The following is a 12,888-nucleotide window of genomic DNA, read 5'->3' on the forward strand; positions in this document are numbered from 1 at the left end:
AATGTCAAAAAAATACATTAGAATCTCCAATGAAATCATACACATCCCTATCATACAGAGAAATAAATTGATAGTCTCCTTCGTATCTGATTCTAAGTACTTCATCTGAATAACATTAAACAACCAATCTGAATCAGGCGCTTTTAATATTAAAAACACAGCTCAATACACACAAATTCCATAACTCCTTCCTGGGAAGGAGGCTAACTCACCCATGTAAATTAATTATTATTTTTTCATATAAAATTAAAATTTTAACAAATGAATTACCTTAAGTTTAATAGCATCCCAATTCTTGAAGCATAAACTTGAGGCATAAAAAACTATAATAAATAGTACTATTGAGGAAAACTTATTCTGTTTTAAATCCTTCATACATACAAAAATATTTTTCAGTTTGCTGGGATTCATCCAAAGACAAAATTTTTCGAGGGGTGGTAATGCGCTCTTTTGAAAAATCATACCCCAACTGGAACAACCTGATCACGGTTAGTAGTACCATCTCGTTAACCAGGTAAGTTTTACTAGTTTTGGCGCGATACGCATGCGGCTTTTTTACCTTAGACGCGTCGTAAACCAGAAAGTAACGCTTACGCAACCGATTTATTCACAATTAAAAAACAGGTAGGTTTGAAACAAATAAGCCGCCGTAATCCTCAGACTACAGCGGCTTTTTCATGGTGTGGATTTCTAGTTACTTCAACTCCGCAACGGCTTTGATCTTATTGTAATACAAGGTTGTCAGTCCTTCGAAACCGGAGTCCGTTCCGACTAGCAGCCACAACTCGCCCGCATCATTCGTTTTGGCCATAATCGGCTCCGACGTAGTGCGCTGAATGAGTTTATACTGCGTCACATCGTCACCCGCACCAATGTTGCCCAATACCGGCACTGCCGCGCTGCCCTCCATCTGGTTGCCTTTGTCGATGTTCAACCGGTAGTCGTCGCCTTCTTTCACCTTCTTTGGCTCCGTGGCCGAAACCCCGGCTTTCAGATACACACTGCCGCCCGGCGAACCGCCAATTCCTACGCTGTTGGTGCCATATTGTGACGCCAGTTCTATTTCAAAATCAATCAAATACGTCTGATTCGGCTTCAAACCCGTTACTTTCTTTTTCAGAAACATAAACAGATCGTCGCTACGATTATGACCCGAAGTCATGAACGACTTTTTGGTCGCATCCAAAGGCGCAGGCAACGCCTTCAGGCCCGACTGAAATTCGATGATGCTCTCCTGGGCGGTGGAATAATCCGTTACTTCAGCAACCCAGCCATCGGTATCGGTCCGAAAATCTGAATTGGTCAACGTTACCGGCCCATTGGGGTCGACTTCACTATCCTGACAAGCCGCGCCTATGAATAACCAGACGGCGGCAAATGTCCATTTTACAAACTTCATAGGGGTACTTTTTCGTGAAAAATAAACAAACGGTGTGGTAGCTACCGACTGAATGACCCCGGTTTTGAAAGCACCGTTGGAATGCCCACTTATTTTTCAGCGGTTTTTCTGGCTACTTCCGACCCATTCGACAGAGAATGAGCCAGTTTGACCAGACGAACAAATTCACGCCGGTAGCCTTCCGGGTCACGGCCTAGTGCCTGTTTTGCCAACGTTTCGACCTGGTTGTAGTGCGCAGTTCCCTTAAATTCCGAGTCGCGCAGCAGCAACCCAAACTCGGCGACGGAAGCGGAAAACCGGAAGTCGGCGGAGGTTTTATCCCATTTTTGCGGCCGATCCGTCACCACGTGTTTCATCAACTGGCTGGTTTCGCTATCCGGTTTTTTGTAGCGGATTTTCAGCGTCAGTAATTCATTCGAAGGGCCCGTCGAAAGGGTTTGCCGCTGGTATTTCAGCGAATCGACTTTCTGCAAATACCGGCTTTCGACACCCGACGGAATGATTTCGTACAACGCCGTTACGGTGTGCCCCGATCCCATTTCACCCGCATCTTTGCGGTCGTCGTGGAAATCTTCGTTAGCGAGCATCCGGTTTTCGTACCCGATCAACCGATAGCCCTGCACCCGCGCCGGATTGAATTCCAGTTGAAGTTTTACGTCTTTCGCGACCGTGAACAGCGTACCGCCGAACTCTTTGCCAAACACTTTCTGGGCTTCCTGCAAATTATCGATGTACGTGTAATTCCCATTACCTTTGTCTGATAATACCTCTAGTTTGTTGTCTTTGTAATTGCCCATTCCGAAACCCAGCACACTCAGAAAAACGCCCGACTTTCGTTTTTCCTCCACCAGCCGCTGCATGTCGCCGTCGCTCGAAACGCCCACGTTGAAATCGCCGTCGGTGGCCAGAATCACGCGGTTGTTGCCGTCTTTCCGGAAATTTTCCTGCGCAATCTGGTACGCCAGCCGAATACCTTCACCCCCCGCCGTGGAACCTCCCGCCGACAACTGGCTGATCGCATCCTTGATTTTCTGCGGCTCATTCCCCGGTGTCGATGGCAAAACCAGCCCGGCAGCTCCGGCATACACGACAATCGCCACCCGATCCTGCGGACGAAGTTGATCGACCAGCAAACCCAATGCGGTTTTAACCAGCGGCAATTTGTTGTCGGCTTCCATCGACCCCGACACATCGATCAGAAAAACCAGGTTCGACGCGGGCAGGTTGCCGGTCGGAATGCTTTTGGCCTGCAAACCAATGCGAAGCAGTTGCAAACCCGGATTCCAGGGGGATTCGGACAGTTCGGTTTTGACCGCCACGGGATCCGTGCCGGTCGGTTGCGGATCGTCGTATTCGAAGTAATTGACCATTTCCTCAATCCGGACGGCGTCTTTGGGCGGCAAGGTTCCGCCGTTCAAAAACCGCCGGATGTTGCCGTAAGCGGCCCGGTCGACATCGACTGAAAATGTAGTAACCGGCTGATTTTGAGCGTTTCGAAAACCGGTCTCATCAATTTTGTTATAATCTTCCGTGTTGAAACCCGGAACAAGTACGTGTTCAACTGCATACGAAGTGGCCGACCTCATCCCCACTCCCAGAGGACTCGGCATACGTTGTTTATGAACCGTGCCATACCCGACCACTATCGTTTCCTGCAACGCCTGTATATCGGTATTCAGTTTTACATCGACTACGGTTTGCGTCGTAATTTTCACCTCCGCTTTCTGAAAACCGATCGAAGTGAAGATCAGCAGTTGCGGACCGTCCGGCACCGCAATCGTGTAGCGACCGTCGGCGTTGGTGGTTGTACCGGCCAAAGCGCCCCGAAAAGCAACATTGACGCCCAACAGAGGCCGGTTCGTGAGGGCATCCGTCACGCGGCCCGTGATGGTGCGGCTGGGTCGGACGGTCGATAGAAACAGCAGTCCGAGCATCAGAATTGAAAAAATAGTGCGCATAGCGGTATGGAATTAAAGCGTATTTTTTCTCTTATGGATGCAGACCCGTTTTGAATTCCATACGGCACCGAAACTTTTTTTTGTAAGTTGCAGAGCAGCCGCATCCATTGTATGTTTTTTAAGCCATTCCGTAAACCCAAACCCCTTACCGACGCCGATGCCCTTTCGGCGTATAAGGCTACGGGCGATCTGGAACTGCTTGGGGCGTTGTTTGAGCGGTACATGGACCTGATATATGCCGTGTGTTACAAGTACTTACGCGACGAAGAGGAAAGCAAAGACGCGGTGATGCAGTTATTTGAACAGTTGATTACGGATTTGCGGAAATATGAGATTCAGAATTTTAAAAGCTGGCTGCATTCGACCGCCCGAAACTATTGCCTGATGCAATTGCGGCAACGGAAAATGATCGCGGGCGAGGTGAGTGACGAAGCCGAAATCGTCGCCCTACCCTTGACGGTCTGGCCCGAAACCGATGGTCTGGATCTGGAAACGAAGTTGAACCACCTGGACGATTGCCTGAAAACGTTGTCGGACGAACAACGCACCAGCATTTCGCTGTTTTACCTGAACCAGAAAACCTACGCCGACATAGCCGAACTGACGGGTTACGACCCCAAACACGTCAAAAGCCATCTGCAAAATGGCCGACGAAACCTGAAAATCTGCATGGACAAACGCCATGACTGACGCCAACCGACATAACGCTCCCCTGACCGCCGACGACCTGCGCCACTACCGGGCCGGCACGCTTTCGGCGGCTGAACAGCACCGGGTGGAACGGCTGTTGCTGGAGAACCCGCTCTATGCCGACGCGCTGGAAGGTCTGGAAGTCGCTGAAAAAGAGGGCGTTGAACTGAACCGGGCGTCAGGCGCGTTGCGTGAACGGTTGCAAAACCGCATCGGCGACCAAAAAATCCGGCGCTTACCGGTTTGGATACCGGCAACTGCGGCTTCGGTAATTTTGGCGGTGAGCATCGGGCTGTATTTGCGGCTACAGGAAAAACCGGAATCGGAAAATAGGGTCAGTCTTCCGGCCCCTGAAATCTCGGCTTCAAAAAAAGTCGTTCCACCCGTTGATAACCCGACAAACCGTCCGACCGAGCCGCTTTTGGTAAAAGCTATACCGCCTAAACCGGCCTTAGCGACCCGAAAAGTGGTTCCGGTTCTACAAAAAGACAGCCTGATTTTCCCGAAGGATCATCGCGTAGCTTTCTCGTCGAAACCAATGGCAGCACCCGGAGGGTTTCGTTCAGCATCGGAAGAAATCGTGGTTTACAATACGACCGGTCTTGATCATCCGGAATTGAGCGGCCAAGTGACTGACGAAACCAATCAACCTCTGGCGGGCGTTTCGGTGATTGCCAAAAATGCCCGACGCAGTAGCCGCACCGATTCGCTGGGGCGCTTTCGGTTGGAAAACGTCCTAAAAAATGACTCTTTACAAATTACATCGGTCGGTTTCGAAACGAAAACCGTTCGGGTTGCCGACCTTCAGACGGCGAAAATCCAGTTAAATCCGGATTCAAAGGCCTTGTTAGAGGTGGTTGCGGTTGGGTATGCTCAACAGGCAAAAGCCCAAAAAGAAAGTACAAGTAGTACAGCAAAACGGACCATTTTAAAAACCGACTCCCCTCCCCCACCGGCCAACTTCAACACCTATCTCGAACAAAACCGCCGAATACCGCCTGAAGCGAAGGAGAAAGGCATTTCCGGCACGGTACGCGTCCGGTTTCAGGTCGCAACCGACGGCACCGTCAGTCAGTTTTCCATTGTAAAACCGCTCGGGTACGGCTGCGATGAAGAGGCTATCCGGCTCATCCGCGAAGGCCCGCGCTGGAATCCGGCTTTCCGGAATGGCCAACCATTCATCCAGTTTGTAGAACAGGATATTACGTTCTGAAGACCGTCTAACCGGCGGATCCGTTTCCTGAAGTAAATACCGCTAACTTGCTGTACGAACGCTCGAATCCTACGGCAATGATTCAATCAAAAATAAAGGCACAATTGCAAGCCGGTTACGGCAAGCCTAAATCAGAATCGTTCGATTTTTTCAGAATTGAACAGTTCTTCGCCAACCGTCCAAAAGAAAAAACGAATCATTGTATCTCCGACAAAACGTATCAAGACCTGGACTTTGATGAGGTATTTATGTTCGTTGACCGTACGATTTCCAAAGTAGGTCAGCAGTATTTATATGCCAGGCTGCGAACGATTGATTTTGTGGATTCTAAAATCAGCCAGCACGAAAATTTAACAAAAACCTTTCAGGCCGATAGCGAATTACGCGAAGACGTGGGCATTCACCTTTCCAATCTTTCCCACCAGAATGCGTATTACATCTCCTCTTTATTTTTAAAACCCCACTTACAACCTCCAGACTGGTTCTGGATTGTGAAAATATTGCCTTTCATCAGTGCTTTTATCCTCTTCTTACTTCCCTTTTATCCGCAGGCGTTTTTCTTTTTATTCGGAGTATTAACCATTAATTACGTCATTCATTACTGGAATAAGAATAATGTCTATCAATACATTGCCTCTATCCCTCAACTGCTTCGTTTGAATCAGGTTGCGAAAGAAATTCTCAAACACGAGCGGCTAAATCCGAAAACCGATGCTTTAAATCAAGCCGTCAACAGACTGGATGAAATGGGCTATTCCATGTCTTTTTTCAAACTGGAATCCAAACTGCAGAGTGAAGTGGGCATGATCGTGGAAGTGATCACGGAGCTTTTAAAAGCCCTTTTCTTAATCGAACCGCTACTATTGTTTCGGGTGCTCAATCAAATCGATGCGAAGAGAACACAAATTGCCACCGTTTTTCACTATGTAGGCATGATCGATACGGCTCTTTCCACGGCCTCATTGCGCAAAGGATTAACCCACTATTGCCAACCGGTTATTACTAAAACTGAAAAGAAACTTATTGCAACGGATTTGTATCACCCTTTGATTTCTAATCCTGTTGGTAATTCCATCACGCTGGTTAATAAATCCGTTTTACTAACCGGATCGAACATGTCGGGAAAAACGACATTTATTCGGACCATCGGTATCAATTGCATTCTGGCCCAAACCATTCATACGTGTTTTGCCAACGAGTTTGTTCTCTCCCCGATGCGGGTTTTCTCGGCCATCCGAATTACCGATGATTTACTGAGCGAAAAGAGTTATTATTTTGAAGAGGTACTCACCATTAAAGCGATGATTGACGAGTCTCAATCTGACATTACCAGTCTTTTTCTGTTGGATGAACTCTTCAAAGGAACCAATACCGTTGAGCGGGTTGCGGCCGGAAAAGCCGTACTCACCTACTTGAATAAAGGAAAGCATATCGTTTTTGTTTCAACCCACGACATCGAATTGACAGATTATTTAAAAGACACCTTCGATTTATACCACTTCACGGAAGTGGTGGAGACCGATAAAATTGCCTTTGATTATAAACTCAAAAAAGGGAATCTTAAAACCCGAAATGCCATCCGAATATTGGAACTGAACGGGTATCCGGGGGAAGTGATCCGTGAAGCACGATCGTTATCCGAAAAAATCGCTCCTGCAAGCCATTAACAACCTGCGGGCCGCTTTTGGAAGCCGCATCCGGAACCAGAAATTGCACTTTGATAACCTGTACCCCTGGCAGGTTATCAAAACCTGCCAGGGGCCATGCTGTTTTTTTCCGATCAAACGGGACTTTTAAATCGTCACTGTTTTAGCGAAACCGTTATCTTTGCGCCCCTTAGCCGGTTAAAAAACATTTAACAGCCGGAACAGTTGTATTGAATGCTAATCAAACTTACTTCACTCGAATGACTCGACTAAATTGCACAATGAAAAGAGGAATAGTATTTGGAATGATGTTTCTATTGGCCAGCGCGTCAACCCTTTTGGCCCAGCAACGCTGGAGTGCCGGCCCACGCATTGGACTGAATGTTTCGAGTTTGTATGGCAAAGACGATTTTTTCAAATCGAAACTGGGCCTGGTCGCCGGTGGATTTGTCAGTTACAGTTCCATCAATCACTTCGGTATTTCGGCGGATGTCCTGTATTCACAGCGGGGCGCCAAATATGATAATCCCGGCGACCGAAGCAGCCATATCCAGCACCTCAATTATTTGGAAATCCCGGTCGTAGCCCGGTATTATCTGAATTTGAGCGGAAATTTCCGTCCCAACATCTTCGTTGGTCCATCGCTGGGGGTTCTGTTGAATGCCAAACGAACCAAAACGATTGATCGGGGAACAAGTTATGCGGATGCGGATGACAAAGATGAGTTCGAATCCGTTGATTTAGGCGCAACAGCCGGGTTTCAGGCCAATTTCAAGGTTAGAGATCGTCAGCGTTTTCTGATCGACGCCCGGTATACGCTCGGCGTTACCGATGTCAAGAAGTCACCCCAATGGCTTGGCAACTCAACCCTCTCATTTACGGTCGGTTACAGCTTCGGCGTCGGACGGAATTACTAAACGTACCTACGGGCGGCCCCGTTTAGTCCATAGTTGTATTTTCTAATTCTAATCTGCTTAGAAAAAACGGACTAAACGGAGCCGCCCGTGCGTTCCGTAAATACGTTATTGGCCGTACAAGGTTTTGGCAGCCGCTTCGTATTTGTCGCCCGCAACCCACTGCGGTCGCGCTGGCTTGTTGGCAATGAGCCGGGCCGCATACGAAAAAGCCTGGCTGAATTTAAGCAGATAGCCAAAATCCACCGTCTCCGGATTATCAGCCGGCTGGTGATAATACTTCATCAATTCGTCGTCGAACTTTTTGAATCCGGCCGAAAAGGTGGGTGCCGGAATCCCTTTCACGGCAAAACTGACGTTGTCGGAACGGTCGAACAGGTTTTGTTCGGGAGCCGGGTCGGCAAAAACGCTCAATCCAAACGCTTTACTGGCGGTTTCAATTTCTGTTTTCGCGCCGGTCCGATCCAGCCCAACCACCGAAACCAGCGTCGTGTCATTGTAACCCGCGCCGTCGCTGTTGAGGTTAAATACCGTTTGTTTCAGCGGTATCAACGGGTGTTCGGCGTAATACCGGCTGCCCAGTAATCCCATTTCCTCCGCCGTCAACGCCAGAATCAAGATTGAACGTTTTGGGCGTTGGGCCTGCAAAGCCTTCGCCGACGCCAGGAGGGCAACCGTTCCAAACGCATTGTCGCGCGCGCCGTTGAAGATGCTGTCGGCCGACGTATATTCCCGACCGCCTTGTTTGCCAATGCCCACATGATCGAAATGCGCCGACAACAAAACGTATTCATTTTTCAGTTTCGGATCGGTGCCCTCAATTACACCCGCCACATTTACCGCATCGACGATCCGCTGCGCCCGTCCCGACGTCTGGACCGAAACCGTTTGAACGGCATCTTTCAAACCGGTTAACTGGTTTTTACCGTTATCCACCCAGAGGTGCAGCAGCGTGGGCACGGGTGTAGCAGGTGCCAGCGTCATTTGCTCATTCTGCAAAGCCCGGGTGATAATGGGCCACGGATACGTTCCGCTCGTGTAGAGTTCAATCAGGCCAACGGCGCCTTTTTCGGCGGCTATTTTTCGTTTTTGTTCCGAAGCCGCCAGCAAGCCGCGGTTGGTGGTGGCGTCCGGCGAACCGACCTGCGCAACGACGATTTTGCCCCGTACATCACGCCCGTTGTAGCCATCGGCACCTTCGGTCAGGCCGTAGCCTACATAAACCGTCCCGGCTTTCAGATTGGTTTCCGGCCCGCTGACTACCACAAACTGTTTGCCGAGTTGTAAAGAATCGTTTCCAATCAGCAGCTTGCCGTAAGCCGCCGGCTTCGACTGGAGAAAAGGCACTTTCTGGTAATAATCCGGTTGCCCGGCCACCGGTTTCAGACCCAGTGCCCGAAACTGTTCGGCCAGGTAACGGGCGGCTATGAAATTGCCCGGATCGCCCGTCCGCCGACCCTGCAGTTCGTCGGCAGCCAGAAAACGCAGGTGCGCTTCGAGTTCGGTTCGGCTTAGTTTGGATTCGGGAAGTTTAGCCACCGGCTGGGCCACCGCGATGGCGGAAAGTAAAAAACCGGTTAACAGGAAACCGTATGTTTTCGGCATCATTGTGAAGTGTATGGTTGTTAATTGGTAGGTTCAAAGCGACTTTTTCCCTTTTCGGCCATTTCACGCAGCGTCTGGGTTGGTCGGAAACGGTCTCCGTAGGCGTCGGCCAGCCGGTCGGCTTCCGATACGAAGTTCGCAATTCCAACGTAATCGACAAACGACAGCGCTCCACCGGTGTACGACGGAAAACCCCAGGCCAGAATCGAACCGATGTCGGCATCCAGTTGCGTCCGAATCACACCCTCTTCAAAACAGCGGACGGTTTCGAGCACCTGGCGATACAAAAGCCGCTTTTTAACTTCTTCAACCGAAGGCTGGCTGTCGGCCAGCGGAAAGATTTCCTGTAGACCCGGCCAAATGTGTTTCTTTTCCCCTTCGGGATAGGCATAAAAACCCGCTTTCGATTTTTTGCCCAACCGGCCCAGCGCCACCAGTTTCCCGGCCACCTGATAAGCCGTATCGGTCTCGTCCAACGCACCATCCTCGATGCTTTGCCCGGAAATTTTGCAGATCAGATCCAGCGAAACCTCATCGGAAACCGCCAGCGGACCCACCGGAAAACCGGCGTTTTTTCCGGCATTTTCAATCAATACCGGATTGACGCCTTCCTTCAGCAACGCCATTCCTTCCGAGGTGTAGGTGGTGAACACCCGCGACGTGTAAAAGCCGCGCGAATCGTTGACGACAATCGGCGTTTTGCGAATTTTCTTCACAAAGTCCAGAGCAAAAGCCAGCGCATAGTCCGACGTCTGTTTCCCCACAATGACTTCCACCAATTGCATCTTATCGACTGGTGAAAAGAAATGCAGACCGATGAAATTTTCGGGTTTGGCCGATGCCTGGGCCAGTCCGCTGATCGGCAGGGTCGACGTATTCGACGCAAAAACGCCCGCTTCCGCCAACATGGGTTCGGCTTCCTGCGTCACCTGCGCTTTCAGTTCACGGTTTTCAAAAACCGCTTCAATAATCAGGTCGCAGCCCCGCAGATCTTCGGCATCGGCCGTTGTTTTAATCAGGCTCAAAGCCGCTTCGGCCTTTTCGGGCGTTCCTTTTCCGCGCTCGATGTTTTTTTGCAAAACCGTTCGCGAATAATTTTTGCCTTTTTCGGCCGCTTCCACCGTCACGTCTTTCAAAACTGCTTCAATACCGGCGATGGCAGCGGCATAGGCAATGCCCGACCCCATCATACCGGCACCCAGAACTCCGACTTTCCTGACCTCCGTGGGCGGACTGTTTTTCGGACGGCTGATGCCTTTGTTAACTTCGTTTAACCCCAGAAACATCGTCTGGATCAGCCCTTTGGCCACTTTCGTCGTCGCAACCTTTACAAAATACCGGGCCTCGATCACCAGAGCCCGGTCGATATTGACTTGTAACCCTTCGTAGACACACGACAGAATGGCGAGAGGTGCGGGGTAATTGCCGCGCGTTTTTTCCATCACCATCGCTGTTCCCGCGCTAAACACCCGCGCGCCCACCGGGCTTTGGACCGCTCCGCCCGGCACCTTAACATTCTCCTTTCCGACGATTCGACCGGTTTTTCGGTCGCGCTCGTCCCACGGCTGCAACGGTTCGGGGTTGGCATTAATCCACGCAAACGCTTTTTCCAGCAGTTCTTCGCGGGAAACCGCCAGGTCGTCGATCATCCCCAGCGCCCGGGCTTCTTTCGGGCTTACCCGTTTGCCTTCCAGCAGCAACGGCAGCGCGGCTTCCATGCCGAGCATCCGGGGCAATCGCTGGGTTCCGCCCCCGCCGGGCAGCAGACCGAGCGTCACTTCGGGCAAACCGATAATGGCTTTCGGGTTATCGAGCGCAATGCGGTGATGACAGGCCAGACAGGCTTCATACCCTCCGCCCAAAGCCGTGCCGTTGATGGCGGCCACCACCGGCTTCCCGGACGTTTCGATAGCACGAAAAACCCGGTTTAGGTCCGCCGAAACTTTCAGCATTTCGGCCGGATCTTTATCAGTATTGCGGAGAATCATCTTCAGATCAGCCCCGGCAATAAATTCATTTTTTTCCGATGTAATGATGATTCCTTTTACTTCCGGATCGTCATACGCCCGTTGCAGGGCCGCTTCGAACGCCGGAATGGAGTCGTCATTGAGAACGTTCATCGGCGAACTGGTCATGTTCCAGCTCAGAATGGCCACGTTTCGGTCGATACGATAGTTAATCATGGTCAAGGGCTTAGTTTATGCGTTCAAAAACCGTGGCGACACCCATTCCTCCGCCGACACAAAGCGTTGCCAGACCGGTTTCCTGGCCGGTTCGTTCCAGCTCATCCAGGAGCGTGGCCGAAATCATGGCTCCGGTGGCACCCAGCGGATGCCCCAGTGCAATCGCTCCGCCGTTGACATTCAGCCGACTGTGATCGACGCCCAGTTTATCCATGTAGAGCAGGGGAACGGCGGCAAAGGCTTCGTTTACTTCAAACAGATCGATGTCGCTGAGTTGCATACCGGCTTTTTTCAGTACTTTCTGCGTCGCCGGAACCACGCCGGTGAGCATGATGGTCGGTTCGGTACCAATAACCGCAAAGGCTTTGATGACTGCGCGGGGTTTCAGACCGGTTTTTTCACCAAATTCTTTCGAGCCGATCAGAATTCCGGCGGCTCCATCGACAATCTGCGAAGAATTTCCGGCGTGGTGAATGTGGTCAATCTGGGCGAGATCGGCATATTTTAGCAAGGCCAGCGCATCGAAACCCGCCTTCCCGATCGCTTCGAAAGCCGGTTTTAGTTTCGATAAGCTTTCGGCGGTGGTACCGGGCCGTACGCCTTCATCGCGGTCGAGCAGGGTGAGGCCGAGTTCATCTTTAATTGTGACAAGCGTCCGGCCAAACCGGTTTTCATGCTGGGCAAGGGTGGCACGGCGGTAGGATTCGGCCGCAAATGCATCGGCATCGGCGCGACTGAAACCGTATCTGGTTGCAATCAGATCAGCCGAAATCCCCTGCGGAACGATGGCATGCCGGGCCACAATCTGCGGATTCATGAAGAGCGCACCGCCGTCGGAACCGATGGGCACGCGCGACATGGATTCCACACCGCCAGCCACGACGGCGTCGAACTGTCCCGACATGATATAGGCTGCCGCCATGTTGATGGCTTCGAGTCCGGAGGAGCAAAAGCGGTTTAATTGAACGCCGGCGACGCTTTCGGCGTAACCGGCTTCGATGACGGCCGTACGGGCAATGTCGGCACCCTGTTCGCCAATGGGCGTTACGCAGCCCATAATTACGTCATCGAGGAGAGCCGTGTCGAGCTGATTGCGGTCTTTGAGTTCACGCAGAACATGGGTCAGCAGCTGAATTGGCTGAACATCGTGGAGGGAACCGTCGCTTTTGCCCCGGCCACGGGGCGTCCGGACAGCGTCATAAATGAAGGCTTGGGCCATACGGGTTTGTGCTTGTTTAAAACCGTATGTTCGCATACGGTATCGAAAAACAAACTTACCG

9 protein-coding genes are annotated in these 12,888 nt (G+C 50.9%); 4 read left to right on the forward strand and 5 right to left on the reverse strand.

The genetic code is table 11. The features are described from left to right. Positions 1-694: 694 nt before the first annotated feature. Both EHT87_RS25970 and EHT87_RS25975 read right to left on the reverse strand, forming a co-directional pair. Entirely contained in the window at positions 695-1,399 is a 705-nt protein-coding gene (locus EHT87_RS25970) for a hypothetical protein (RefSeq protein WP_124909728.1), read from the reverse strand. 89 nt (positions 1,400-1,488) lie between these two features. After that, positions 1,489-3,357 (reverse strand): vWA domain-containing protein, encoded by a 1,869-nt coding sequence (locus tag EHT87_RS25975; RefSeq protein ID WP_124909729.1) that lies wholly within the window; start codon positions 3,355-3,357, stop codon positions 1,489-1,491. Positions 3,358-3,468: 111 nt separating this feature from the next. Here EHT87_RS25975 and EHT87_RS25980 point away from each other — a divergent pair, with 111 nt between their 5' ends. The 4 genes from EHT87_RS25980 (at position 3,469) to EHT87_RS25995 (ending at position 7,823) form a co-directional block, all read left to right on the forward strand. Beyond that, positions 3,469-4,047, forward strand: a complete 579-nt coding sequence (locus EHT87_RS25980; protein ID WP_124909730.1) for an RNA polymerase sigma factor — start codon at positions 3,469-3,471, stop codon at positions 4,045-4,047. Then, on the forward strand, positions 4,040-5,260 hold the full coding sequence (locus EHT87_RS25985; protein WP_124909731.1) for an energy transducer TonB: 1,221 nt from the start codon (positions 4,040-4,042) through the stop codon (positions 5,258-5,260). The genes EHT87_RS25980 and EHT87_RS25985 overlap by 8 nt, the downstream gene beginning before the upstream one ends. A 77-nt stretch (positions 5,261-5,337) precedes the next feature. Continuing rightward, positions 5,338-6,927 carry a MutS-related protein gene (locus tag EHT87_RS25990; protein ID WP_124909732.1) on the forward strand — a complete coding sequence of 530 codons (1,590 nt, stop codon included), beginning with the start codon at positions 5,338-5,340 and terminating at the stop codon, positions 6,925-6,927. A gap of 284 nt (positions 6,928-7,211) precedes the next feature. Continuing rightward, positions 7,212-7,823 (forward strand): porin family protein, encoded by a 612-nt coding sequence (locus EHT87_RS25995; protein ID WP_229321368.1) that lies wholly within the window; start codon positions 7,212-7,214, stop codon positions 7,821-7,823. 105 nt (positions 7,824-7,928) lie between these two features. On the opposite strand, the gene EHT87_RS26000 is transcribed toward EHT87_RS25995, so the two are convergent. From EHT87_RS26000 to EHT87_RS26010, 3 genes are read right to left on the reverse strand one after another with little or no spacing between them, the layout of a single operon-like run. Continuing rightward, the gene (locus EHT87_RS26000; RefSeq protein ID WP_445478023.1) at positions 7,929-9,425 is read right to left on the reverse strand and encodes a M28 family peptidase; all 1,497 of its coding nucleotides are present in this window, start codon (positions 9,423-9,425) and stop codon (positions 7,929-7,931) included. A 20-nt stretch (positions 9,426-9,445) separates the two neighbouring features. Beyond that, a complete protein-coding gene (locus tag EHT87_RS26005) occupies positions 9,446-11,608 on the reverse strand; it encodes a 3-hydroxyacyl-CoA dehydrogenase NAD-binding domain-containing protein (RefSeq protein ID WP_124909734.1) in 2,163 nt (720 codons plus the stop codon). Between the two features lie 10 nt (positions 11,609-11,618). Continuing rightward, positions 11,619-12,827 carry an acetyl-CoA C-acetyltransferase gene (locus tag EHT87_RS26010; RefSeq protein ID WP_124909735.1) on the reverse strand — a complete coding sequence of 403 codons (1,209 nt, stop codon included), beginning with the start codon at positions 12,825-12,827 and terminating at the stop codon, positions 11,619-11,621. Positions 12,828-12,888 lie beyond the last annotated feature (61 nt).

It is taken from the genome of Larkinella knui (assembly GCF_003858645.1).
Classification (GTDB): domain Bacteria; phylum Bacteroidota; class Bacteroidia; order Cytophagales; family Spirosomataceae; genus Larkinella; species Larkinella knui.

What these genes read in the sequence shown, in the direction of transcription:
- EHT87_RS25970 (WP_124909728.1), bottom strand. Translation starts at nt 1,399, where the DNA reads ATGAAGTTTGTAAAATGGACATTTGCCGCCGTCTGGTTATTCATAGGC.
- EHT87_RS25975 (WP_124909729.1), bottom strand. Translation starts at nt 3,357, where the DNA reads ATGCGCACTATTTTTTCAATTCTGATGCTCGGACTGCTGTTTCTATCG.
- EHT87_RS25980 (WP_124909730.1), top strand. Translation starts at nt 3,469, where the DNA reads ATGTTTTTTAAGCCATTCCGTAAACCCAAACCCCTTACCGACGCCGAT.
- EHT87_RS25985 (WP_124909731.1), top strand. Translation starts at nt 4,040, where the DNA reads ATGACTGACGCCAACCGACATAACGCTCCCCTGACCGCCGACGACCTG.
- EHT87_RS25990 (WP_124909732.1), top strand. Translation starts at nt 5,338, where the DNA reads ATGATTCAATCAAAAATAAAGGCACAATTGCAAGCCGGTTACGGCAAG.
- EHT87_RS25995 (WP_229321368.1), top strand. Translation starts at nt 7,212, where the DNA reads ATGATGTTTCTATTGGCCAGCGCGTCAACCCTTTTGGCCCAGCAACGC.
- EHT87_RS26000 (WP_445478023.1), bottom strand. Translation starts at nt 9,425, where the DNA reads ATGCCGAAAACATACGGTTTCCTGTTAACCGGTTTTTTACTTTCCGCC.
- EHT87_RS26005 (WP_124909734.1), bottom strand. Translation starts at nt 11,608, where the DNA reads ATGATTAACTATCGTATCGACCGAAACGTGGCCATTCTGAGCTGGAAC.
- EHT87_RS26010 (WP_124909735.1), bottom strand. Translation starts at nt 12,827, where the DNA reads ATGGCCCAAGCCTTCATTTATGACGCTGTCCGGACGCCCCGTGGCCGG.